At 74.9% G+C, this 22,687-nt stretch carries 22 protein-coding genes; 9 read left to right on the plus strand and 13 right to left on the minus strand.

Features of this window, described 5'->3' with window-relative positions:
• Positions 1-84: 84 nt before the first annotated feature.
• The 12 genes from ABZZ79_RS18135 to ABZZ79_RS18190 form a co-directional block, all read right to left on the minus strand.
• Complete coding sequence (locus tag ABZZ79_RS18135) at positions 85-1,953, minus strand: hypothetical protein (protein ID WP_356689922.1); 1,869 nt, start codon at positions 1,951-1,953, stop codon at positions 85-87.
• 4 nt (positions 1,954-1,957) lie between these two features.
• Positions 1,958-2,734, minus strand: coding sequence for a hypothetical protein (locus tag ABZZ79_RS18140; RefSeq protein ID WP_356689923.1), 777 nt, complete (start codon positions 2,732-2,734; stop codon positions 1,958-1,960).
• A complete protein-coding gene (locus ABZZ79_RS18145; protein WP_356690075.1) occupies positions 2,731-3,006 on the minus strand; it encodes a hypothetical protein in 276 nt (91 codons plus the stop codon). The genes ABZZ79_RS18140 and ABZZ79_RS18145 overlap by 4 nt, the downstream gene beginning before the upstream one ends.
• A 2-nt stretch (positions 3,007-3,008) precedes the next feature.
• Positions 3,009-3,803 (minus strand): hypothetical protein, encoded by a 795-nt coding sequence (locus ABZZ79_RS18150; protein ID WP_356689924.1) that lies wholly within the window; start codon positions 3,801-3,803, stop codon positions 3,009-3,011.
• 27 nt (positions 3,804-3,830) lie between these two features.
• Complete coding sequence (locus ABZZ79_RS18155) at positions 3,831-4,988, minus strand: AAA family ATPase (protein ID WP_356689925.1); 1,158 nt, start codon at positions 4,986-4,988, stop codon at positions 3,831-3,833.
• An 84-nt stretch (positions 4,989-5,072) separates the two neighbouring features.
• The gene (locus tag ABZZ79_RS18160) at positions 5,073-6,983 is read right to left on the minus strand and encodes an ATP-binding protein (RefSeq protein WP_356689926.1); all 1,911 of its coding nucleotides are present in this window, start codon (positions 6,981-6,983) and stop codon (positions 5,073-5,075) included.
• Positions 6,980-7,858 carry a hypothetical protein gene (locus tag ABZZ79_RS18165; RefSeq protein ID WP_356689927.1) on the minus strand — a complete coding sequence of 293 codons (879 nt, stop codon included), beginning with the start codon at positions 7,856-7,858 and terminating at the stop codon, positions 6,980-6,982. Before ABZZ79_RS18165 ends, ABZZ79_RS18160 begins: the two co-directional genes overlap by 4 nt.
• Positions 7,806-8,852 carry a JAB N-terminal domain-containing protein gene (locus tag ABZZ79_RS18170; protein ID WP_356689928.1) on the minus strand — a complete coding sequence of 349 codons (1,047 nt, stop codon included), beginning with the start codon at positions 8,850-8,852 and terminating at the stop codon, positions 7,806-7,808. Before ABZZ79_RS18170 ends, ABZZ79_RS18165 begins: the two co-directional genes overlap by 53 nt.
• Positions 8,842-10,320: an effector-associated domain EAD1-containing protein gene (locus ABZZ79_RS18175; protein ID WP_356689929.1), complete on the minus strand. Its 1,479-nt coding sequence runs from the start codon at positions 10,318-10,320 to the stop codon at positions 8,842-8,844. The genes ABZZ79_RS18170 and ABZZ79_RS18175 overlap by 11 nt, the downstream gene beginning before the upstream one ends.
• Entirely contained in the window at positions 10,317-11,432 is a 1,116-nt protein-coding gene (locus ABZZ79_RS18180; RefSeq protein ID WP_356689930.1) for a ThiF family adenylyltransferase, read from the minus strand. Before ABZZ79_RS18180 ends, ABZZ79_RS18175 begins: the two co-directional genes overlap by 4 nt.
• Positions 11,429-12,199: a hypothetical protein gene (locus tag ABZZ79_RS18185; RefSeq protein ID WP_356689931.1), complete on the minus strand. Its 771-nt coding sequence runs from the start codon at positions 12,197-12,199 to the stop codon at positions 11,429-11,431. The genes ABZZ79_RS18180 and ABZZ79_RS18185 overlap by 4 nt, the downstream gene beginning before the upstream one ends.
• Positions 12,196-13,050 carry an effector-associated domain EAD1-containing protein gene (locus ABZZ79_RS18190; protein ID WP_356689932.1) on the minus strand — a complete coding sequence of 285 codons (855 nt, stop codon included), beginning with the start codon at positions 13,048-13,050 and terminating at the stop codon, positions 12,196-12,198. Before ABZZ79_RS18190 ends, ABZZ79_RS18185 begins: the two co-directional genes overlap by 4 nt.
• A gap of 276 nt (positions 13,051-13,326) precedes the next feature.
• On the opposite strand from ABZZ79_RS18190, the gene ABZZ79_RS18195 reads away from it, so the two are divergent.
• Genes ABZZ79_RS18195 through ABZZ79_RS18220 form a run of 6 tightly spaced genes read left to right on the plus strand, consistent with a single transcriptional unit; the run spans position 13,327 to position 20,139 of the window.
• Positions 13,327-15,423, plus strand: a complete 2,097-nt coding sequence (locus tag ABZZ79_RS18195) for a hypothetical protein (RefSeq protein ID WP_356689933.1) — start codon at positions 13,327-13,329, stop codon at positions 15,421-15,423.
• Positions 15,420-17,252, plus strand: a complete 1,833-nt coding sequence (locus tag ABZZ79_RS18200; protein ID WP_356689934.1) for a hypothetical protein — start codon at positions 15,420-15,422, stop codon at positions 17,250-17,252. The genes ABZZ79_RS18195 and ABZZ79_RS18200 overlap by 4 nt, the downstream gene beginning before the upstream one ends.
• Before the next feature lie 10 nt (positions 17,253-17,262).
• The gene (locus tag ABZZ79_RS18205) at positions 17,263-18,651 is read left to right on the plus strand and encodes a hypothetical protein (protein ID WP_356689935.1); all 1,389 of its coding nucleotides are present in this window, start codon (positions 17,263-17,265) and stop codon (positions 18,649-18,651) included.
• Positions 18,648-19,235: a hypothetical protein gene (locus ABZZ79_RS18210; protein ID WP_356689936.1), complete on the plus strand. Its 588-nt coding sequence runs from the start codon at positions 18,648-18,650 to the stop codon at positions 19,233-19,235. The genes ABZZ79_RS18205 and ABZZ79_RS18210 overlap by 4 nt, the downstream gene beginning before the upstream one ends.
• A complete protein-coding gene (locus tag ABZZ79_RS18215) occupies positions 19,232-19,468 on the plus strand; it encodes a hypothetical protein (protein ID WP_356689937.1) in 237 nt (78 codons plus the stop codon). Before ABZZ79_RS18210 ends, ABZZ79_RS18215 begins: the two co-directional genes overlap by 4 nt.
• On the plus strand, positions 19,465-20,139 hold the full coding sequence (locus ABZZ79_RS18220) for a hypothetical protein (RefSeq protein WP_356689938.1): 675 nt from the start codon (positions 19,465-19,467) through the stop codon (positions 20,137-20,139). Before ABZZ79_RS18215 ends, ABZZ79_RS18220 begins: the two co-directional genes overlap by 4 nt.
• 46 nt (positions 20,140-20,185) lie before the next feature.
• Here ABZZ79_RS18220 and ABZZ79_RS18225 read toward each other — a convergent pair whose 3' ends face one another.
• On the minus strand, positions 20,186-20,593 hold the full coding sequence (locus ABZZ79_RS18225; RefSeq protein WP_356689939.1) for a CoA-binding protein: 408 nt from the start codon (positions 20,591-20,593) through the stop codon (positions 20,186-20,188).
• 164 nt (positions 20,594-20,757) lie between these two features.
• Between ABZZ79_RS18225 and ABZZ79_RS18230 the strand changes: the two genes are divergently transcribed.
• From ABZZ79_RS18230 to ABZZ79_RS18240, 3 genes are read left to right on the plus strand one after another with little or no spacing between them, the layout of a single operon-like run.
• Positions 20,758-21,483, plus strand: a complete 726-nt coding sequence (locus tag ABZZ79_RS18230) for a hypothetical protein (protein WP_356689940.1) — start codon at positions 20,758-20,760, stop codon at positions 21,481-21,483.
• Positions 21,480-22,022 (plus strand): histidine phosphatase family protein, encoded by a 543-nt coding sequence (locus tag ABZZ79_RS18235; RefSeq protein WP_356689941.1) that lies wholly within the window; start codon positions 21,480-21,482, stop codon positions 22,020-22,022. Before ABZZ79_RS18230 ends, ABZZ79_RS18235 begins: the two co-directional genes overlap by 4 nt.
• Positions 22,023-22,059: 37 nt before the next feature.
• Positions 22,060-22,686: a YigZ family protein gene (locus ABZZ79_RS18240; RefSeq protein WP_356689942.1), complete on the plus strand. Its 627-nt coding sequence runs from the start codon at positions 22,060-22,062 to the stop codon at positions 22,684-22,686.
• The last annotated feature ends 1 nt before the right edge of the window (position 22,687 follow it).

The raw sequence follows: 22,687 nt of genomic DNA on the forward strand, positions 1-22,687 counted from the left end.
GGAGCCGGGGACCGACGACAACGCGGCAGACGTGCGTGCCGGACCCCGTGACACGGGCATGATCCGGACGACAGCCCCTGGCCGTCACGGGTCCTCCGGCAGGTCCAGCGCGGCCTCCTCGAACAGCCGGGCCGCCTCCAGCAGGTCGCCCGCCGCGCGGAACGCCTCCGCCGCGCCCTCCTTGTCGCCGAGAGCCCGCAGCCGCGCCGCCCGCTCCAGCGCCTCGCCGGGCTCCTCGCGCAAGGCGGCGTCGGCCGCCCCCGCGGTCCGCGCAGGGCCGACCAACTCCTCCAGCGCGCCGAGGAGTTCACGCCCGGCCGCGGACAGCCCGGCGGACACCTCGACGGGCCCCGTCGGCGCCCACAGCGTCCACACCGGCACCATCGGGGCCAGCGCGAAGCGATCCCGGCCGCCGTGCCAGCACACCACCGCCGAGGAGTCGTCCACCGCGAACAGCCGGGCCCGTGCCGACGGCGGCAGCGGCGGCGCGAGCCCATAGCCGCACTCCAGGAAGCAGCCGCCCGGCCCGATCCGGCGCAGCGGCACCCCGAACGGCAGATCCCGGGCCAGCCCCACCGGCTCCAGCAGCAGATGGCGGCCGGGGCCGGGCAGCAGGAACGCCACCTCTCCGAGCGGCCGTCCGGGCAGATAGCGGCGCAGCAGCGGGAGTTCGTCGTCGAGCAGCAGCACGGCGTCGACCTCGCCCGGGGTGCCGGGGTCCGGCACGATCCGCACGGGCGTGGCCGGTGCCAGAGCCGCGTCCGGCAGCCGGTACGGGCCGCCCGAGGGCGGTTCCTGCGCGACCCCGACCAGCTCGGCCGGGGCGGGCGACGCCTCGCCGACCAGCTCCAGCCGCAGCGGCGGCCACTCCATCCGGTCCCCGACCAGCCACAACTCCCCTTCCGGCACAGGGGAGTACAGCACCTCCTCGTCGACCGGCGGGTGCAGCCGTACGTCCAGCAGCAGCCGTTCGCAGCCCGCCACCGGACGGCACACCGAGGTGCGCGGCAGCGCGGCCAGCGCCACCACCAGGGCGTGCGGGACGGTCTCGGGGCAGGACAGCTCCAGCAGCAGCGTCTCGGTCGGCTCCGCCGCACCGTCCCCGGCCAGCGGCCGCGCGCGCACCGCCCGCACGGTCGCCTCCACCCCGAACGCGGCCGCCTGCCGCAGCACCGAGGCCAGCAACTGCCTTACGGTCAGCACCTGTACGGCCGGACGTTCGGCCCGCTCCGGCACCCCGAGCGGCAGCCGCGCCACCAGGGCGACGGCCTCCAGCCGGGGCCAGGCCGTGACGTCGGCGATCCGGCCGGGCCCACCGCCGGCGGGCGTGCCGTGCGGCGCGACGAGCGCCCCGTGCGGCAGCAGTCCCCACGGCTCGCCCCCGTGCAGGGTCGTCAACTCGGCGGCCAGGGCCGGGTTCAGGGTGCCCAGCAGCCAGACGGCCGTGCCGCCGGGCTCGGCATGACAGGCCCAGTCCCCGGCGCCCGCCCGGTGCAGCGCGCCGACCGCCCCGAGCGCCCGCTGCGCGACCGGGAACCGGCCCGCGAAACGCCACTCCACGTCGGGCCGGGCGGGGTACGACGGACTCGGCGGGGGCACCGGCGGGTCCTCCTGGACAGGATGGGCGGGACGGACACTGAACCGCACGCCCAGGTCCGGCGGGGCGGCTCGGTGCTCGGGAGACGCGGGCGTCACGGGCGTCACGGGCGGCGGGGCAGTCGGCGGGGTGCGCCGGCCACGCGGCGGCGAGCCCGGCTGTGCGGGCCGGGCGACGAACGGTGTCGCGGGGGCGGTGGGCTGCCGCCGCGGGGCGGCGTTCCCCCCGGCGTTCTGCTCAGCGTCCCCGTCGGTGTTCCCCTCGGCGCTCTGCTCGCGGGTGTGCCCGGAGTTCTGCTCGTTCTCGGACGCGATGCGGTTCAGCAGCCGCCGCAGCGGCCCCTCGTTCGACGCCATCGGCTCACGGTCCTCCCCGCTCGCCGCGTAACGGGCGCACGCCCGTCGCGTCGCGCGGACCCGGTGCGCGGGCCCCGGCCGTTCCGCGTGGCTCGGGGACCTGCGCCACGTCCCCGGCCTCGCCCGGCAGCCAGGCCGTCGAGCCCAGCCGGTCCGCCGCCCAGCCCCGCCACAGCGGCAGCACCTCGCTCGCGTCCTGCCCGAGGTAGGCGGCGCGGAACAGCCGCGCTCCCCAGTCGAAGCGCTCGATGCGATCGGCCGCCTCGACACCCCAGTCCAGCAGCAGGCGGCGCTCGGTGCGGGCGGCCAGGGCGGGCAGCCGGTGCTCGACGCGGGGGAGCAGGGCGAGCAGCGGTTCGGCGGAGCCGCCGCCGAGCCGGTCGGCCAGGGCCCGGGCCAGCTCCAGCCGGAGCGACTGGGGTCCGTTGCCCACGGCCGTGCCCGGGTCGCGGGTCGCGGCGGCCAGCAGCCGCCGGGCGGGCACACTCTCGCCGGTCAGCAGCAGCTCCCAGGCCGCCTCCAGCCGACGGCCCCGCTCCTGCCAGCAGCGGGCCGCGAGATCGGGCCTGCCCAGCAGCCGGTAGCAGCGGGCGGCCTGCTCCGGATGCCCGGCCAGCCGGTAGGTGCGCGCCGCGTGCTCCAGGTCACCGGCCCGCTGATAGGCGTCGGCGGCCGACCACCGCCAGCCCAGCAGGTCGTAGCAGCGGGCCGCCTCGGCGTGTGCCCGGACCTCGGAGTAGCAGCGCGCGGCTCTCAGCAGCAGCCGGGTGCGCCGGCTCACTCTCTCTCCCGCTCGCCCTGCTCGGCGTCCTCCGTGTCCCCGTCCGCCTGCCGTGCGGCGGGGATCGGATCGTGCCGCCACAGTGGCCGCTCCTCGGTGCCCGTCACCTCCTCGACGTCGGGCCTGCGGGCCAGCAGCCCGCCCAGCTCCGCGCTGATCCGGTCGTGCTCGGCGTCGTGCGCGGGGCCGAAGCCACCGCCGACATCGTCCACCTGGAACAGCTCGACCTCTCCGGACTCGGTGTTGAACCGGAAACGCACCCGCACCCGCATGGTCACAGCTCCAGCTCGAACTCGATGTCGATGCCGCCCTCGGACTCGTCCTCGCGGATGCCGGTGGCCCCGCGCTGCCGCGCGAAGTCGAGCAGCGCCCGCCGATAGGCCGTGGCGAGCACACCGTTGACCGCCCGCAGCCCGTCCTGCCCGAGTCGCCCGATCCGCTCGCGGTTGCGGGCGTCGAGCTCGGCCCGTACCCGCTCGCTCTCCTCGGCGAGCCGGGCCCGCGCGTCCGCGTCCGCCTCCTGCTGGACACGGCTCTCCGCCTGCCGGGCGGCCGCCGCCGACTCCTGGTCCGCCCGCGCCCGCAGCCGTCCCGTCAGCTCACGGGCCCGGCGCAGCGCGTCGGCCTCCGCGGCGGACTGCGCCTCCCGCTCGGCCACCTCGCGGGTGCGCCCGCCGAAGCCGTCGGTGTAGTAGCGGCCCTCGCCCTGCCCGGTCGTCCGGTCGCTGACCGAACCGCGCAGCTGCGCCGACGCCTGTCCCTCGGCCGTGGCGACGTCCTCCAGGCGTGCGGTGACCACGAGTTCGCCGGTGGCCGGCACATAGCGGACCTGACCGTCCGTCAAGTCGCGCAGATGGCTGTCGTTCTCCGTCCGCCAGCCCTCGGCGGTGGACAGCGCGCGCTCGAACACCTCGCGGGTGCGCGGCCCGAGCGTGCCGCCGAACGGATGGGTGATTTCCAGTTCACTGACCACCGAGTCGCTCGCGCTGGCGCGGCGCTCCAGTTCCAGTTCCCACGCCTCGACGACCTCGCGGGTCGCCTCGACACGGACCCTGCGCGGATTGCACATGTAGCCGCCCGTCCCCCCACGTGTGCGTCAGGCCCGCTCCAGCAGGGCCAGAGTGCTGTCGATGATACTCGCGACCTCCTGCTCGGCCTCCCGTTCACCAGAAGCCGTGGACCTCAACTCCCAGCGCAGCGCGCTGAGTTGACGCAGCACCTGATCCACCGCGGCAGGCGGTGAGCCGGCGGTCACCTGCCGGGCGAGCAGCCGCGCCTCCATGAGCAGGCGATGTACCGAACGGGTGGGCCGGTCGGGGTCCTCGCCGGTGGTACCGGCCCGGCGGCGCACCGCGTCCTGTACCACCGGCGCGTGCGCCGGGTCGGACCAGAAGTGCGCCAGCGGCCACAGATCGCCCGGCTCGGCCCGCACCCGCTCCGCGCGCAGCGCGGCCGCCGCCACCAGCCGCAGTCCCCGGATGATCCGCCGGTCCGACAACGTCACGCCCTGACCGAGGAGTTCGCGCACCAGCTCGGTGTACTCCGGTGTCACCGCGGACAGGTCGGCGTACGCGAGCTGGCGCCCCAGCCGGTCCAGCTCGTCCGGGCCGATCACCTGGTGCTGATCGCCCGCCGGTGCCGCGCTCCGAGCGGCGGCCGTGCCCTTGGCCAGCAGTTCCTCCAGCCGTCCCTCGGCCGCCGGAGCGATCGTCAGCCGCAGCAGGAACCGGTCGGCGAACGCCAGCAGGGACGGGTCCTGCGGCAGCGTGTTCGCCGCCCCCACCAGGCTGATCAGCGGCACCTTGGCCACCTCGTGGCCGTTGTGGAAGACCCGCTCGTTCATCACCGTCAGCAGCGTGTTCAGGATCGGGCTGCCGCTCTGGAAGATCTCGTCCAGGAACGCGATGTGCGCGTGCGGCAGCATGCCCTCGGTGCGCACCCGGTAGACACCCGCGCCCTGGAACGCGGGCACGTCGACCGGCCCGAACAGCTCGGCGGGCTCGGTGAACCGGGTCAGCAGCCGGACGAACGGGCGGTTGCCCAGCCCGCCCGCGAAACGGCTGACCAGGTCCGTCTTGCCGGTGCCGGGCGGGCCGAGCAGCAGCATGTGCTCGTGCGCGATCACCGCGACCTCCAGCAGGTCCAGGGCGAGCCGCCGCCCCACGAAGTGCTGCTCCACACTGCGGCCCAGCGCCTTCAGCCGGCGCACCGCGCCGATGTCCGTCTCGCTCCACGCGTTCGGCGCGCTCGTCATCGGCCCTCCGCGCTCTGTGTCGTCGGCGCGCTCGTCAGGCTCCAGGACATCTGTCCTCCGGGGTCACTGCGGTCGGTTCGCCGGTCATCGGCCCTCCGAGATCATTTCCAGGCGTCCCTGCTGGAGCCGTCCGACCAGCCAGCCCAGCCGGCGGGCGTCGGGTTCGATGCCGTGCAGATGCAGTCCGGTGAAGGCGTCCCGCATCAGGGCCCGCAGCTCGTCACCGTTGCGGCCCGCGGTCGCCTCGGCGATCAACTCCAGGACCTCCTCCTCCAGCCGGATGTGATACCGGCGGGCGTGATGGCGCAGGATCGCCCGGCGCGCGGACACGTCCGGCAGCGAGATCGCGATGCTGCGGAACCGGCTGGGCCGCAGCAGCGCCTTGTCGATGATGTCGATGCGGTTGGTGGTGCCGATCACCAGCATCGGCACCTCGGGCCGGAATCCGTCCATCTCCGTCAGGATCTGCGCCACCACGCTGTTCCCGGCCCGGCTGCCGCCGTCCGGCCGGTTGGTGCGCTCCATCGTGATCGCGTCGATCTCGTCGAACACGATCACCGCGGGCGCGCTGCGCCGGGCCGAGGCGAAGATCTCCCGGACCTTGCGCTCGCTCTCACCGACGTACATGTCGGTGACCTCCGGACCCGAGACCACCTGGATGGTGGCGTTCATGCCGTTGGCGATGGCCTTGGCGAACAGCGTCTTACCCGTGCCGGGCGGGCCGTAGAAGATGATCCCGCGCGGGACGAGTTCGGAGCGCACCTCCTCCATGTCGTCCGGCAGGCTCTGCGCCCCGCTGATGATCGCGAGTGTCTGCCGGATCTCGTCCTTGACCTCGTCGTAGCCGCCGATGTCGTCGAGCGTGACGTCCGGCACCTCGAAGTGGGAGGACTGCTGAGCCTTGAACGTCAGCAGGGTCTCCCGCAGGTCCTGGAGCGTGGCCCGTTTGGTCTGTTCGCGGTGCCTCTCGTGGGCGTAGCGCATGGCCTGCCGCAGTCGTACGGGGTTCATGCCGGCCACGTGCTTGTAGAACTCGCGCGGCGCGAACCCCTCGAAGGTGTCCGCCTCCTCCTGGGTGACCAGGGCCCGCCCGAGCGGCATCTGCTCGGTGTCGGGCGTGCGCACCTCGGGCGGCAGGCCGCTGATGGTGACCCGGGCGCTGAACCGCTCGGCCAGCACGTCCGGCAGCGGCAGCGTGGGGTCGGCGAAGGCCAGGACCAGCTGGTCGGGGAAGGCGTACAGCAGTTCCACCAGTTCGCGGGCCTCGGCGTGCCGGCCCAGGTCGGCGCTGCCCGCGAGCAGGTCGAGATGGGTGAGGACGATGACGTCGCCCTCCTTCAGCTCCTCCAACTGGGCGCGCAGCCGGGCCAGTCGGCGCTGGCGGAGGTTCATCGACATCTCCGACATGCCCGCGACCGGGTCCTGCGGACCGGGGCCGCCGGAGCCGCCGGGGTCCTCCGCCGAGTCGTCGTCGAGGCGGATGCCGCGGCATTCGGCGAGCGTGACCATCTCCTCCCACAGATGCGTGACCACCAGCTTCTCGCTGACCACCAGCACCGGCAGCCGGCTGCGCAGCAGCGAGGCGACCCGCTCGATGTGCGGGTAGTACGCGCGGCGCACGGCCTCGGCGTCGGTGATCCGCTCCGGGTGCGTGCCGCCGTCGGGGACGGCCTCGACCGCGGGCGCGTCCGACGGGGGCGGCGGCACCTGCGGGGACTTGGCGAAGGAGGGCGCGCCGGAAGAGGTGGCCGCCCCGGGCTGCGACGGAGCGCCCGGGGGAGCGAACAGCGGCACATACGACGGGAGTTCGCCGCGCAGCCGGACGTCGGGCGCGAAGTCGGACCACGGCAGGTCCAGCAGCTCCGGCTCCAGCGGGTCGAGCAGCCACACCTCGCAGGAGGACAGCACCTCCCGCAACGGGCGGTCGCCGGACGCCGAGTACAGCGTGCGAAGGTCCTCGTGGTCCGAGGCGGCCAGGCGCAGAGGTCGGGTCATCGGCCGAGCACCTCGCGCAGGTCCTCCCACTCGCGGATACGGCCGTACGTCCGCTGGAGCGCCACACCGGTGCCGTAGCCCTGGAGCATCCGGCGGCGGCGCAGCTCCTGCGGATGGCGCCGGGCGATCACGGCCAGCGGCTCCCACCAGTCCATCGTGGCCAGGGCCCACCGCCCGCCCGCGTCGTCGGCCAGCAGCCGGGCCGGGCTGTCGCGCAGCAGGTCCCGTACCCGGTCGGTGTGCCGCCGATAGGTTCCGGCGTGCCGCAGCAGCGCCGTCTCGTAGACGTCGTACACGAACTCTCTCTCCCCCGGGGTGAAACGGAACCGGCGCAGCAGCGACGCGCGGTAGCGGGCGGTCTCCGGTGACCCGGGCGGTGCCGCGAGGGCGGCGACCGCGGCGCGCCGGCCCTCGGGATGGTCCAGAAGCCGGTCCAGGAGCTGGGCACAGCGTTCCTCGCCGCCCGGCGCGGGGTGGTCGAGGAGCGCGGTGAGCGGTGAGGCGCGCAGCAGGTCGGGGCGCAGGGGATCCTCGGGCGGCGCCGTCGCCAGGGCGTGCGCCACCAGGCCGTGCCGGGCCAGCACGTCCCGTACGGAGGCCGGCTCCCGCGCGCCCTCCAGCGCGGTGCGGGCGGCCGTCGGGTCCTGCCGTACCGCCACCGCGGCCGCGATCAGCAGCGGATCCAGTCCGGCCGGGCCCGGGTCGCCGAGCGGCGGGTCGGACAGCTGCAGCCGGGCAGCGGTGACCCGGGCCAGCCGCTCCAGCAGCAGCACCGGGTCCGCGGACCCGGGCTCGCGGGGCGGGGGGCCCTGGGCCCCCGGGTCAGTGATGGCCCAGTGAAGGATGCGCACTACGGCGGTTGTCAGTGTCGTCATCGAGGCTCCGGATCGGACACGGCTCCATCCAGTCGTCGCCGGAGGCGGCGTAGCAGCTGAGGATCCGCCTGGTCCCGGTCAGATTGATCAGGGCGGCCACCTGCCACGGCCGGCGGAAGGTGTCGCGGTGCAGGTCGATGTCGGTGCGGGACAGACCGATCGTGCGCTCCGACTGGAACAGATGGGTGTGGTACCAGCCGACGAGCTGCCGCTCGGGATGGTGTTCGCCGAGCGTGCGGCTCATCGCGCGGAAGGAGTCCCCCGTGAAGGTGAAGTGCATCAGGGACGCGCCCGAGTGCTCGGCGGGCAGTACCTCGTCCACGATCACCGCGTACCGGTCGGGGTCGTCCGCCCGGCGGAAGGGCCGGCCCACCAGGAAGCCGCCCTCCTCCACCTCGGTGGACAGGTCCATGTCCATCATGCTCCGCTGCACACCCGGGCCCAGCAGCACCGTCACCGGCTTGTCCGCCTCCGTGAGCACGACTCCGTACTCGGTCAGGTCCAGCAGCGGCACCTGCGGCTCGGCCGCCGGGCGGATGCCGAAGGACAGCCGGGTGGACCGGGAGACGTCGATGTCGTCCGCGCCGTCCACCACCGGGGGCAGCCGCTGCGCGGTGTCGTCGTCCTGCGCCGCGGGCAGCCCGGCGATCCGGAACGCCCACTGCCGCTCCTCCGGCGCGATCTCCCGCGCCCTGCGGGCGAGGACGGGGCCGACCAGACTGTTGACCGAGTACGGCTTCTGGTGGACCACGCGTCCCTCCACATGGATCGCGACATGGATGTACCCGAAGTCGGGCCGCAGATTGGTGAGTCGGAGGTCTCCGTCGTAGACGTCGGGTTCGGGGTCGTTGCGCAGCTTCAGCACGAAGCGGGGCCGGCGCCCCTGGTAGGGGGCCAGCTCCTCGGCGAAGACCGGGCGCAGCAGTTCGATCAGCGGCTGGGTGCGCACCAGTTGGCGCGACTCGCCTTGGTAGAGCTCGATGTCAAGTGCCATCGGCGACCCCGTCCGTAGGCCGTATGCGCAGGGCGCCGACGCGCAGCGCGCCCTGCACGGGGGGCGGGTCCGCCATCGGCGGCTTGCCCCCGATGGCCTCGATCATGGCCTTCCCCTCCTCCGACATGGCCCAGACTGCGGCGTACGGGTTGAAACTGTCCGTGATCTCGTAGTTACGATACCCAGCCATGTCCACCAGCATCTGGCACAGTTGGCCGAAGTCCAGCGTCGGACGGTAGGAGTCCGCGAGCACGCCCAGGCAGACCGCGCCCTCCGCCTCGGGCAGCGCCGGGTCCGGGCCCTTGATGTTGGGGTGGAAGATCGGGCTCAGCCAGAACACCACGGGCGCCCGCAGCGGGAAGTCGGGGCCCAGCAGGATCAGCGCGTTGTGCCGGTCCTGGCGCTCGGGGTGCGGGAAGGAGCCCGGGGTGTGGTGCTCGGGCAGCCGCAGACCCGGCGCGGTGAACCGGATCTCGTAGTCGGTGGGGAACTCCGGGTCGTCCGTGTCGACGATCTCGAAGCCCTCGTGCCGGTCCGCGTAGCGGTGCATCTCCTCGCGGACCCGGATGATGGCCTGCATCCGCAGCACGGCGTGGCCCGCGGTGGCCTCCGGATACACGTTCAGCGTGTCGCCCTCGCGCACCCCGGCCGCGTGCAGCGACTGCGCCGGATCGAGACGCGTGAAGCTGCCGTCCGGCTGCTGGTGGTCGACGACCGTACGCGGCCGGCGCGGCATCCGGCCCTCGTAGTGGGCGAGCACGGCGGCGGCGATGTCCCGCACCGGCGTGATGGACGGCACGCCCGCCAGGTCGTAGGGCTGCTGGTCGGGGCCGTTGACCCGCAACTCCTCCAGCAGGTACGGGCGGTGGTCGTAGACCTCCTGGAGGATCTCCAGGTCCTGCGGGGCGCCGGTCGCGACCAGCCTGCGCCGGACCTCCTCGATCTGCTCCTGCGTCAGTTCGTAGGTGAGCGACAGCGCGATCTGGCCGACCTGGGCGCCCTCGCCCTGGCTGACGAAGTACAGCTCGGCGCGCGGGTCGAGGCGGCGGATCTCCTCGATGAACGCCGCGTGGTGCGTGCTGCACACGAACACCAGGGTGGGGTAGGAGGCGGCCTCCGGAGCCGGCGGCCCCGGCTGCGGCGGCCCCGGTTGCTGCGGCCCTGGGTGCTGCCGTGTCGGTGCGGGCGGCACAGGCTCGGGTTCGGGCTCCGGGTCCAGAGCCCGCACGGCGTCCAGGAACACCCGGTTGCCGGGATACTCGTTGTGCACCGCCCGGGACAGCAGGGCCTCGCCGTCCACGAGCACGCCCGCGTCGATCAGCCGCCGCACCTCCGACCAGTAGAACCGGGCGGACAGCTCCGCGGCTGGCAGGCGTCCCTCGGGGAATCCCATGGCGCGCAGGATGATCTCGCCCTCGTGCGGGCTGATGACGCCCCGCTGGAGCTCCTGGTACAGCTCGTCCCTCACCGGACACCCTCCGTTGTCGCCCGCCGCCCGTCGGCGTCCTCGCCCGGCCGCTGTCGTAACTCGTCCCGAGCGGTGGCCGGTCCGCCCGCCACCGGGGCCAACTCCACGTACCGCAGACCCGATCCGTCCCGTCGGGCAACGGGCAGGATCTCGCGCGGGGCCACCCCCAGCCCGTCCAGGCGGGCCTCGGCCGGGGCCGACCTCAGCCGGGTGGTGACCAGGGGCACCGCCGACCGGCGCGGCACCGCACGCGCGAACCCCGCCCACGTCAGCGGTTCCTCCCCGGTGTCGAGCAGGGCGAGCAGCTCACCGGCCGTGGCCCGGTGGTCCAGCGGCAGTGTCGGCACCTCGGCGGGCAGCCGCTCGTGCAGCGGACAGTCGGGGGCGGGCTCGGGCGTCCAGCCACCGGTCAGCGGCACCGCCGAACCGGCGGCGTCCACCCGCAGCGGACCCCGCGCGACCGGCAGCCGCAGCAGCAGGCGTACGGCGAAATTGGCCAGCCAGGCGCCGACCAGCGCGGACACCGGGGCCGAGGCACCGGCCGGGGCGAGCGGGCTGGGCGCGGCACAGGACCAGGGGTCGTCCCGCACGGCCCGCTCCGCCGGGGACAGCCCGCACGCCCAGCAGCGCCCGCCGGGCGGACACCACCAGGTCTCCCCGCCCCACGGATGCGTGCCGCCGTCCAGCAGGCCGGTCCCGGCGAGCGTGCACCGGCCGGCCAGCGAGATCCGCGCCGCCCGGCTGTCCAGCGCGCCCACCACCAGGCCGGCCTCCCGCAGCTCGGCCAGGCCCACGCCCGACACGTGCGGCGCCTCGCGCGCCTCGACCACGGTGTCCGGGGCGAGCGCCGCGAGCGCCTCGGCGAGCACCCGCGCCTTGGGACGGCCGACATCGCACGGGCGGAACAGCGGGCAGCGGCTGAGGTTGCCGACCGCCACCGTGTCCGGGTCGGCCACGACCAGCCGGCCCACCCCGGCCAGCGCCAGCGACTGCGCCACCGCGTTGCCCAGCGCCCCGGCGCCCGCCAGGACCACCGTCGCGTCCGCCAGCCTGCCCTGGTCCCAGCCGGGGACCAGGGCGTGCCGGGCGTAGCGGCCGCCGGGCGCGGTCACCGGGCGTCCCGGTGCGAGTTGAGCATCAGACAGGGCACCTGCGGATGCTGGGCCTTCCAGTCGTCGTAGCAGACCAGACCGTGGTCCGGGTCGCGGTGCACCGCGCAGGCGCAGGTCGGGGTGTCCGGGTTGCAGGTGCAGTGGATGACCATCTCGCCGGGGCGGAAGGTGTGCCCGCACACCCAGCAGCGGTGCCGGGTGGGCTCCCCGCCGCCCGGCCCGGGGACCAGCCGCAGCAGCGGATGCTCGCGGTGCAGCCGTACGGTGCACAGCTCCGGCGGCGGCGGGTTGGCCGAGTCCAGGCCCTGGTGGAACAGCTCGGCGGCGGCCGAGGCGTCCTCGGCGGCGCTGGGGTTGAGACAGTCCAGCCGTCGGCTGTGGTGCTTGAGGACCACGCCCGGACCGGAGTCCGTGCGGTGCAGGGAGATCTGCTCGCCGAGCCGGAAGGAGTGGTGGCACACCGGGCAGGTGGTTCCGGCCCGGCCCAGCTTGCGCAGCAGCTGGGAGGTGACCACCGTGACCTCCGCGCCGGGCTCGGTCTCGCCGTCGCCCTCGCCCTCACCGCCCTGCGGCAGGTCGGCCGCGTCCCGGCGGCCGCCCGCCTGGCCGACCAGGAACTCGTACGCCGTCCGGCTCGGGCCCTGCCCGGACGCCTCGCGGGCCTCCGCGTCGGCCCGCTCCCGCTCCCGGCTGCGCCGCCGCCGCTCGGCGACGTCCACACCCGGCGGCAGCCGGACGCCCACCTCATGGGGGCCGGGCTCGGTCATCGGGCGCTCACCACCCGCCGCAGGTCGGGCGTGCCGCCCGGGCCGAGCCCCACACTGGCCACCCCGGAGTCGAAGGCACGTTCCCACGACTCGCCCAGGGCCAGCGCGGCGTAGTAGCCCTGGCAGAACGCCAGCGCGTCCCGGTCCGGCAGCGCCTCGGCGGAGCCGATCACCTCGCGGGCGTACGGACTGATGACGTCCAGGTAGCGGCCCAGATGGCAGGCGTTGAGCACCACCACCGACACCCCGCCGGCCGACTTCAGCACCCCGGCGAGCGCCTCGGCGCCGACCGGTGCCGTGCGGCCGTCCTCCTCCTCCAGCAGCAGATAGCCGTTGGGGGCGCCGTGCCCCGCGAAGTGCACGACGTCCGGCCGGTGTTCGCTGAGCGCGGGCAGCACGTCCTGGCGCCGGGTCGCCGCCGACAGCGCCACGCGCAGCGTCCGCCGCCGCCCGCGCCGGGCGGCCTCCTCGATCGTGCGGAACTCCCGGCGCAGCTGCAGATGCGACGTCTCCTTCGGCCCGGCGAGGAGACAGAGCACCGTCAGCTCGTCCGGCGGCGCCCCGTCCGCCCCGCCCGCCAGCGCGCCGAGCACGGCGTTGCCCGGGAAGTCGCGGTGGGCCGCCGCCACGAGGTCCTCCAGCGTGAAGGCGAACGCCCCGTGCTCGATCGTCAGACAGGCCTGGAACCAACTGGTCACCGGCACCTGGGAGCCCGCGAAGTGCGGCAGCCGCGACAGGTCCGCGCCGAGGCCCTGCAACAGCGCCTGCGCCCCGACGGGATCCGGGTACAGCGACGCGAGCACCCTCAGCACGCCGTCACGGTGCAACCCCGCCGCGGTCAGTGCCGCCATCGGTGTCTCCTCCCGGTCACGGGCCGGCCCACATCGACTGTAGCGGGCCCCGAACCACCCCGACCCGCCTTTACACAACAGGAATTGATCAGACGTCAGGTGCCGATTCCGTTCCGAACACCCGATGCGGTGCAGTGTCCGAACAAGCCGTCACGCGGACCACGTTCTGTGATAGTTGGTGTGCGGAGGGGATCCGCCGGACGGCGTACGGTCCCCGACGGGGGAGGTGGCACGGGGGTGGAGGAGTTCCGCGGGCGAAGGCCCGGATCCGGTGGCATGGAGCCGGTGTCCTTCGGGCTGGTGACGGAGACCGGCGAACAGGCCCGCTTCGACGAACCCCCCTACCGGGTGCGCCGACTGCGCCGCTCACCGGGCAGACATCCGGTCATGGTGCAGGAGGCGGGCGGCCCCGGCGCCGAGCAGCACATGCGCCACCACTTCGAACTCTTCGGCGGCCTGGCCGACTTCCACGGCCCCCGGCTGCCCCGCCAGCTCACCCAGGTCCTCGCCTACGACGACACCGCGCACCCCCACCGACTGCTCATCGACCGCCGCGGCCGGCGCCTGACCGACCCCGGCTTCCCGGACCGGCTGCACGGCCCCCGGCTGCGGCACGTCGTCCAGGACCTCTTCGAGGCCCTCGCCGCCCTGCACGAACCCCGCCTGGTGCACGGCCGCATCAGCCCCGAGCACCTGTGGTGGGACGAGGGCGACGGGCTCCAGCTCGCCGGACTCGACGGCGCCGTGCGCGCGGGCCAGCCACTGCCCGACCGGCCGGCCACCCCGTGGGACTCGCCCGGCTTCCGGCCCGGACTGCCCGCCGACGCCGAACAGGACGTGCACAGCGCCGCCCTCGTGGCGTTCTGGATCGCCACCGGCGAGACCGTCCCGCACGGCGCCACCCGCGAACACATCCACGCCCTGCTCGACCAGGGCCACGACGACTGGCTGCGCGAGCTGATGCGGGCCGCGTTCCCCCTGGGCTCCGGCAGGTACGCGCCCGCCCGCACACTGCTGCGCGCCCTCGCCGCCGACGCCGACCGAGGGGCCCTGTTCGAGCGGCCGTTCGCCGAGCGGGCGCGTCGACGCGAGGAGGCCGCCCGCGCCGAGTTCCACGCCCTGCGGACCCGCCAGCTCCAGGCCGGCGGCGGCCAGGCCGGCCCCTCCGTCCGGGCCACGACCACCGTCGGGGAACCGCCCGGCTGGTGGCGCCGGATGCGCGCCCGAGTGCGACCCGACCGCGACGACCCCACCACCGTCCGCGGCCTCGTCGTCGAGTGCCCGATGTGCCTCACCGACCTGGACTGGTACGCCGCCGACCGCGTGGTCCTCGACGAGACCCGCGGCATGGTCGCCGAGGCCGAACGCACCCCCGGCGGGCGCGAGGCCCGCAACGCCCAGCTCGCCCGCACCTACGTCGTCTGTCCCGGCAACGACGACGTGCCCCGGCACGAGATCCCCTACCGCTACCCGGCGTTCGGCACCGAACCGGTGCGCATCGGCCTGGTCGGCGCCTCCAGCACCGGCAAGTCCCACCTGCTCGCCGCCATGATCGACCAGGCCCGCAAGCCCACCGTCATGGCCCGCCACGGCCTACGCGTCGAGGCCCTCGACCCGCTGCACTACCACCGCTACCTCAACGAGGTCGTCACCCCCTTCATCGACAGCCGCCAGGAACTGCTGCCCACCGCCAACCGGCCCGACCCGCGCTACTCCACCGGCATGGTCGTCACCGACGAGCACACCGGCCGCTCGCACAGCGTCATCTTCTTCGACGTGGCCGGCGGCCGCCTGGAGCGCACCGGCCGCGACATGGACTTCCTCAACCGCCTCAACGCCCTGCTCTGCGTCGTCGACCCGACCCGCGTCCCCGGACTGACCGGGCAGCGCGCCGCGGCCGGCCGCGACCCGGCCTTCGAGCACGTCCGGCAGCGGCTGCGCCAGCAACTCGCCGACCCCGCCGTGCCGTTCCTGCCGGTGCCGTGCGCCCTGGTGGTCACCAAGTGCGACCTGCTGCGCTTCCGCGGCTACCGCGAGATCGACGGCTGGCTGCACGAGAAGCCGGACGCCGAGAACGACCTGAGCACCATCGAGCGCGAGAGCGAGGACGTACACGCCTTCCTCGGCGCCCGCGGCGGCCACGACTGGCTCCAACTGCCCGGCGAATGCGGGTACTCCACCCTCCACCTCGCCTCCGCCACCGGCACCCCGCCCCGCGACCAGCCCGGCGGCCAGGGCCCCCGCCTGTTCGACGAGACCATGTTCCGCCAGCAGCGCGTCCTGCGGCCGCTGCTCGCCCTGTTCGCCATGCGCGGCGTCATGACCGGCCCCGCCGCCGACGCCTTCCTGCGCGCCGGGGAGCGGGCGCGGTGATCCGGTCCGCGCGCGCCGACCTGACCGTCTACCGCTGGTCCGAGCGCTCCCTGCTCGGCCGCGGCGACGTCGGCCCGGTCACCACCTCACTCGAACGCGAGGCGCTGCTGCGCTGGAACAACCGGATCGAGCACCTCGTGTGGGCCGCCCAGGACGACGCCGCGGACACCGCCCCCGGCTTCGTCTACCTGCGCTACGGCCACGAGGCAGCCCTGCTGCGCAAGGTCCCCGCGCGCGACCGGCACGGCCGCTCCGGCTCCACCCTCACCCATGTGCTCACCGGCCCCGCCGACAGCATGGACCTGAACCTCGCGCTGGCCGCCTGCCGCAGCGACTGGGACGACTGGCTGCCGCCCCAGGCCCGCCAGGCCGCGCTCCTCGACGACCGGGCCCCGCGCGGCCCCGACTCCGAACTGCTGCCCCGTGTGCCCCTGGACCGGGTGCGCGGACTGCTGCTGCACCAGAACCACCTCCTCGACGACCTCGACAGCGCCGTCCTCGACGTGCCCGAGGGCCTGCTGACCCGGCTCGCCGAGACGCTCATGGAGCACCCCGGAGCCCCGCTCACCGTGGTCGGCTCACCCGTGCCGGGCGAGGTCGTGGTGCACGCGCTCGCCGAACTCCTCGGCCAGGTCGTCCTGGGCGACTGGACGTTCGCCACCCGCGAGGAGAGCGACGCGGTGCACGAACTCCCGCAGTTCGTCTTCGTCCGCTCGGACGCCACGGCCGGGCTGCAGGGATCCCGGCGCCGCGTCGACGCCCACGCCCCGGACGGCCCCGGCGGACCGCTGCACGCCTACGCCGCGCTGCTCGTCAGACTGCGCAGCAGACGCGGCCGGCAGGCCCTCGGACGGATGCGGCCCCCGCACCCCCTGGCCTCCGCCGAGCAGGTCCTCACCTGGCTCGACCAGCACAGCATGGCGCCCGGCCTGCTGAGCGACCTCACCAGCCTGCTGGAGGCCGCACCGCACGGCGACCTGACCGCCACCGAGGCCGCCTATCTGCACAGCCGCGCCGCGCTGCCCCGGGTCCGCCTGGAGCTCGGCCGGCTCAAGGACGGCCACCTCGCCCACCTGCTGGACGCCTGGTCGGCGCGGACGCCCGAACTGGACCACTACCGGCTCGTGCGCGAGGAGATCCGGCTCACGGCCCTCCAGCGCGCCTTCGACACCGCCTCGCAGGGCGCCCGGTCCGAGCTGGAGGACGTGCTGCGCACCGCCCCGCCCGGCCCGGACCTGGTCCGCGCGGTGCTGGAGGAACGGATGGACCGGGCGGCCCAGCGGGGCGTGGCCTTCGACGTGGTGCCGCTGCTGGCCTGCGCCGCCCGGACGGGACTTGCGAGGACCGACCTCGACGACTTGACGGAGGTACTGGTGGGCCGGTTCGAGATCACCGACCTCATCCGCGAGATAGACCGCATCAGCCGCACCGAACCCGACCGGGCCCGCGCCCTGCTGGAGCGCTGCGCCGAACACGGTTCCGGCCGCCGCGGCCGCCGGGACGCGCACGAGATGCTGCGCCGCACCGAGTTCCTGGCCGACGCCGTGGACCGCATGGCACCCCAGAACCCCGCACTGGCCATCCGCCTGTACCGCCTGCTGCTGCGCTGGACCACCGGCTCCCGGCTCGGCCGGCGCGCGGTGCACACCGTCCTCGCCGCGGCCGGGCCGCGACCGTCGCCGGCCCTGCTGTGGGCGCTGCTGGAAGCCTGCCGACGCGGCCCGGCCCGCAGGGCCGTCGTCGACACCGTCGTCGGCCAGTACTTCCGTGTCCAGCTGCCCGACCCCGCCGACCCGCGCGGGCCGAACACCCACGAAGCCTGGGACTGAGGGAGAACCAGTGGCCACCAACCCCGACTCCGGGCACGCACCGCCGCCCCCGGCCCCCGACCCCTCGCCGATGCTGGGCGCCGCCGCCGACGCCCTCGCCGCCAGCGCCCGGCTGCTCCCCGCGGACAGCTCCGGCCGCGGCGTGCTCACCTGGATCGCCCAGGACGCCAGGGCCGGCGGGCGCGCCCTGGCCGGGGTCGACCTGCTGCGCGCCTACCCGCCCGAGGTGCTGGTGCCCGACGCGGAGCCCCGCGGCAGCCGGCAGACGGCCGTCCTGTCCGCCGTGCGGGACGTGGCCGTGTTCCTGCCGATCGCGGTGACCTGGTTCTCGCTGTGGACCGCGTTCGACGACTTCGAGAACGCCCCCGAGGGCACCACGTTCCTCGAACTGTGGTCGTCCGGCTTCGGCGGAACCGCCGTACTGATCGTCGTGCTGCTCATCGCCGCCGTCATCGGCACCACCCTGTGGCTGCAACGCCTCGAATGGGCCGCGGGACGGGAAGCCTCCCGCGCGGGCCTGCGGCAGCGCGTCTCGGGTCAGCTCGCGGTCCTCACCATGGAGCTGTCCAAGCACGCGGTGCTGGAGGCGGCATCCGTGCCCGCCCGCCAACTCGTCGGCATCGCACGGGACATCACCACCAGCACCGCCCAGCTCTCCCGGACCATGCACGCCAGCACCGACCGGCTGGAGAAGATCTTCGAGCCCGGCCCCGAGGGCAGGTTCGTCTCCGCGCTCGACAAGTGGTCGCACTCGGCGCACGAGTTGAGCGAGATGGGCCGCTCCCTCACCGTCCCGCACCAACTGGTGCGCGACTTCGCCAGGATGCGCGAGGAACTCCGCGAGGACGAGGAGGCCACGCGCCGGACGCTGACCCGTCTGCTCGGCGAACTGCGCTCGGCCGCGGGCAGCTCGCAGGAGGCCAACCGGGTGCACGCCACCGTCGCCGACGAGGTCTCCGAGACCACCCGCCGCATCGGCGAGGCCATGCTGCTGTTCGTCGACACCAGCCAGCGGCTGTACTCGTACATGGACGCCCTGCAACACGTCCTCGCCGTGCTGGAGACCGGACGCGGCCCCAACGGCGGGGCGATGTCGAACTCCGACGGGGACACGGGGTACGGGGGCTACGACGGTTACGGCGGACCCGGCGCGACCGGCGGGCCGGGGACACCCGGCGGCTCCGGCGGCTACGGCGGTCCCGCCCAGCCGGGCCACCGCGCGGCCGGCGGCGGCACGGGCAACACCAACGGCACCGGTAACGGCCAGGGCACCCCGCGGACGTTCAGCGAGCCCAGGGACCCGAACGCACCCGGCGACCCGGGCGCGCCCGGCCGGCCCCCGGCCCCGCCCTCGCCGCGGCGCCCCGGTGACGACTGGTACGGCGAGGAGCGGACGTGAGCCCGCGGCGCCCGGCCGGGCCCGGCATCGCCCCGCGCCACCTCGCGGGCTGGCTCTTCGCCGACCTGTTCCTGGTGCTGTTCCTCGTGGTCATCGGCATGGCGGCGTCCGACGGCACGGACGAGCCGATCGGCAGCGGGTCACCGACGGCGTCCGCCTCGGCCTCGGGGCCCCCGACCCCGTCGCCCTCGCGGACCCGCAAGGGCCCGGTCGGCCTGGACCCCGAGCGGCACACCTTCGCCGTGACCCTGAGCCGGGGAGCCACCGGCCGCTCCGCCGGCGGGGGCGCCCTGGCCGCCGGCGACCGGCGCAGACTGGTCGCCGCGCTGGACCGGGAGACGCGGCGCAGCGGCGAGGGCCGCCGGATCGGCATGGTCATCACCTTCGGGCTCGCCCCGCAGGAGATGCTCGGCGCGGCGACCGACCTCGCCGAGGACGTCAACCGCACCCTCAAGTCCGGCCGTCCCCAGGCATTCTGCGGCGGCCAGGTCGGCACCCGGGCCTTCTGGTTCGGGGGTTCGGCGGACCGTGTGGAGGTAGAGCTGTACTACATCAACTCCTGTGCGAAAGGGGGAGAAGGATGACCGGCACCGGTGGGGACGGCCCGGACGGGACCGAGATCGGCAGCGTGCGGTTCAACGACCGGGGTGAGCTGGAGTTCTACGACGGGACGGCCTGGGCGCCGTACGCCGACTTCGCGGTGGCCGACGCGGAGGAAGCGGTCCTGTTCCGCGGGTCGGACCCGGTGGTGCGGCCGGGGCAGGAGGACGGCCCCGCGGCCCTCGACGGCGACCCCGAGGGCCCGGAGCACCGGTGACCACACCCGCGGGCCCCCAGCCACCGGCCGACGCCCCGCTGGTCTCCGCCGCGCAGGCGGCGGTCACCGACATGCGCACCACCGCCCGCTGGACCATCGCCGCGTTCGCCGCCGTCGGCGGAGTCATGCTGGGCGGGCTGCCCCTGGCCGGGATCGGCGAGGTGCACGACGGCGGCGACCTGGCCCTGGCCTCGGCCGGGCTGGCCCTCGCCGTCCTCGGGGTGGCCTGGGCGATCTGGCACACCGCCGAGGCCCTCACGCCCCGCCTGACCACGCTGCGGGTGCTCATCGACCCGACGCCCCGCGAACGACGGGAGCTGGCCGACCTGCACGCCGAACTCGAAGCCTCCCCGAGGGCGTTCTACGGCCCCTTCGGCACCGCGCCCGCCGAACTGGACGCGGCCTGCCATCTGCACGGCAAGGTCGCCGCGAACCTGGAGGCCCTGCTCGTCCACGAGACCGACGCCCGCCGCCGCGCGGAGGCCTCGCACCGGCTGACCCTGGCCCGCGCCAACGCCGAGCAGGCCATGCGCCGCCGCCGCGACCTCCTCGAACTCGCCCACGCCTGGCAGGTCCGCGGCGCCCTGCGCCGGGCCCGGCTGCACACCATGGCGGGCGCGTTCTCGGTGGTGGCGGGGGCGGTGGTGTTCCTGCTCGCGACGGCCGGCTGAGCCGCGGTCGAGCGTCGCGGGGCAGCCGGGAAGGTGACGACAGGCCCTAGCCCAGCCGCGGGATCTCGATCGCCGGGCAGCGGTCCATGACCATGTCCAGGCCGGCGGCGCGGGTGCGGTCGTAGGCCGCCTCGTCGATGACGTCGAGCTGGAACCAGACGGCCTTCGCGCCCTTGGCGACGGCCTCGTCGGCGATCTCCCCGGCGAGGTCGCTGTTCACGAACACGTCGACGACGTCCACCTCGAAGGGGATGTCCGCGAGCGAGGCGTAGCCCGGCTCGCCGTGCACGGTCTCCGCCTTGGGATGCACGGGCACGACCTTCTTGCCGTAGCGCTGCAGCACCTGGGCGACGCGGTACGCCGCGCGCTCGCGGTTCTGCGACAGGCCGACCACGGCCCAGGTGTCACCGGACCGGGTGAGAATCTTGCGGACCGTCGCTGCGTCGCCGTACACCAGGGTCTCCCTCGGCCTCGTCGTCCCACGGGCGGCCGATGCCGCCCTCAGACGCCAACAGAACGGGGCGCACGCTGATTCCCCGCGCCGGGGCAGCGCGACGCCGTGACCTGAATGCGTACGACATACCTGCGCACTCCGGCACACGCGCCTACGCTCGCTTCGTGCTGCGCATCATCGACGCCCGTACCGGCGAGCCCGTCGAGGCCGCCCCCGTCCGCCGGGGCCTGACCCGGGTCGAGGCCCATGCCGACGGGCCCGGCCTCACCGCCCTGCGTGTCCTGCTCGTCGCCGACCTGCTGGTGCGCGCGCTGGAGCTGGGCGGCACCCCCGTGTGGGCCGTCCTCACCGGAGCCCCTCGGGAGGCGGAGCTGCGCGCGGCCGCGGCGGCCCTCGGCGTACGGCCCTTCGAGGACAGCCGGGACGTCGGCGCGGGCCTGGGCGAGGCGCAGGTCATCCACGTGGCGGTCCGGGGCGCGGGCGGCCCGGCGGCCGAGGGCGTCCGGATCGAGGTCGCCCCCGTCCTCGCGGCCTCGGACCCCGACCCCGACCCCGCGGTCCTGCGCCTCGCCCTGCTCACCCGGCCGCGCGGCACCGCCGTGAGCCTGGACACCGCCACCCGCACCGAGGCGCACGACAGCCTGCTGCGCTGGCGCAGGGCGGTCGCCGGATGGGCGCGCAGCCCCTCCCGGCCGGTCCCGGCCGACCTACGGCGGCGCCTGCGCGAGGCATGGGAGGACGACCTGGACCTGCCCGGCGTCCTGCGGGTGCTGCGTCAGGTCGAGGAGGCCGGGCCGGAGCTGCCCGACGGCGCCCGCTTCGAGACGTACGCCTACGCCGACCGGCTGCTCGGCCTCGACCTCACCCACGACCTGGGAGCCCCGCGGTGAACGCCCGCGCGGGAGCGGGCCCGCTGCGCCGCCTGGTCGTCCTGCGGCACGCGAAGTCCGCCTGGCCCGAGGGCGTGCCCGACCACGAACGCCCGCTGGCGGGCCGGGGCCGCCGGGACGCCCCCGAGGCGGGCCGCGCGCTCGCCGAGGCCGACTGCGTACCGGACCTCGCGGTGTGCTCCACGGCCGTACGCGCGCGCCGGACATGGGAGCTGGCCTCCGCCGAATGGGCCACCCCGCCGCGGGTGCGCTACGACGACCGGGTGTACGCCGCCGACGTGCCGGACCTGCTGACCGTGGCGCGCGAGACACCGCCCGAGGTGCAGACCCTCCTGCTGGTCGGCCACAACCCCGGTCTGGAGGAACTGGTCCTCACCCTGGCCGGCAGCGCCCTGGACGACTCCCTGGAGGCGGTCCACGAGAAGTTCCCCACCTCGGCGATCGCGGTCCTCGCCTGGTACGGGCCCTCCTGGGACGCCCTCGCACCGGGCCGCGCGCTGCTCATGGGCCTGATGGTGCCGCGGGGCACTAGAAACTAGGTCCTTCCGGCCCGCGCGCACCGCATAGGCTGGCGGGATGCAGGACGAGTACCGCACAGTCGCCCGCGCGGGCGTGCACGAGACCGAGGTGAATCGCTCCCGCTTCCTGTGCGCGCTCGCCCCCGCCGCCACCGAGCAGGAGGCCCAGGACTTCGTCGCCGCGGTCCGCAAGGAGCACGCGGACGCCACGCACAACTGCTGGGCCTACGTCATCGGCGCCGACGCCTCCGTCCAGAGGGCCAGCGACGACGGCGAACCCGGCGGCACCGCGGGCGTCCCCATGCTCCAGATGCTGCTGCGCCGCGACATGCGCTATGTCGTCGCCGTCGTCACCCGCTACTACGGCGGGACCAAGCTCGGCGCGGGCGGCCTGATCCGCGCCTACGGCGGTGCCGTCGGCGAGGCCGTCGACACGCTCGGCACCCTCACCCGCCGCCGCTTCCGCCTCGCCACGGTCACCGTCGACCACCAGCGCGCCGGCAAGGTCGAGAACGACCTGCGGGCCACCGGCCGGGAGGTCCGCGAGGTCCGCTACGCCGAGCGGGTCACGATCGAGATCGGCCTCCCCGACGCCGACGTCGACGCCTTCCGCGCCTGGCTCGCCGACATCACCGCCGGGACGGCGGGGTTCGAGGTGGGCGGGGAGGCGTACGGGGACGCCTGAG

The organism is Streptomyces sp. NPDC006458, assembly GCF_040612135.1.
In the GTDB taxonomy this organism is placed as follows: Bacteria; Actinomycetota; Actinomycetes; order Streptomycetales; family Streptomycetaceae; genus Streptomyces.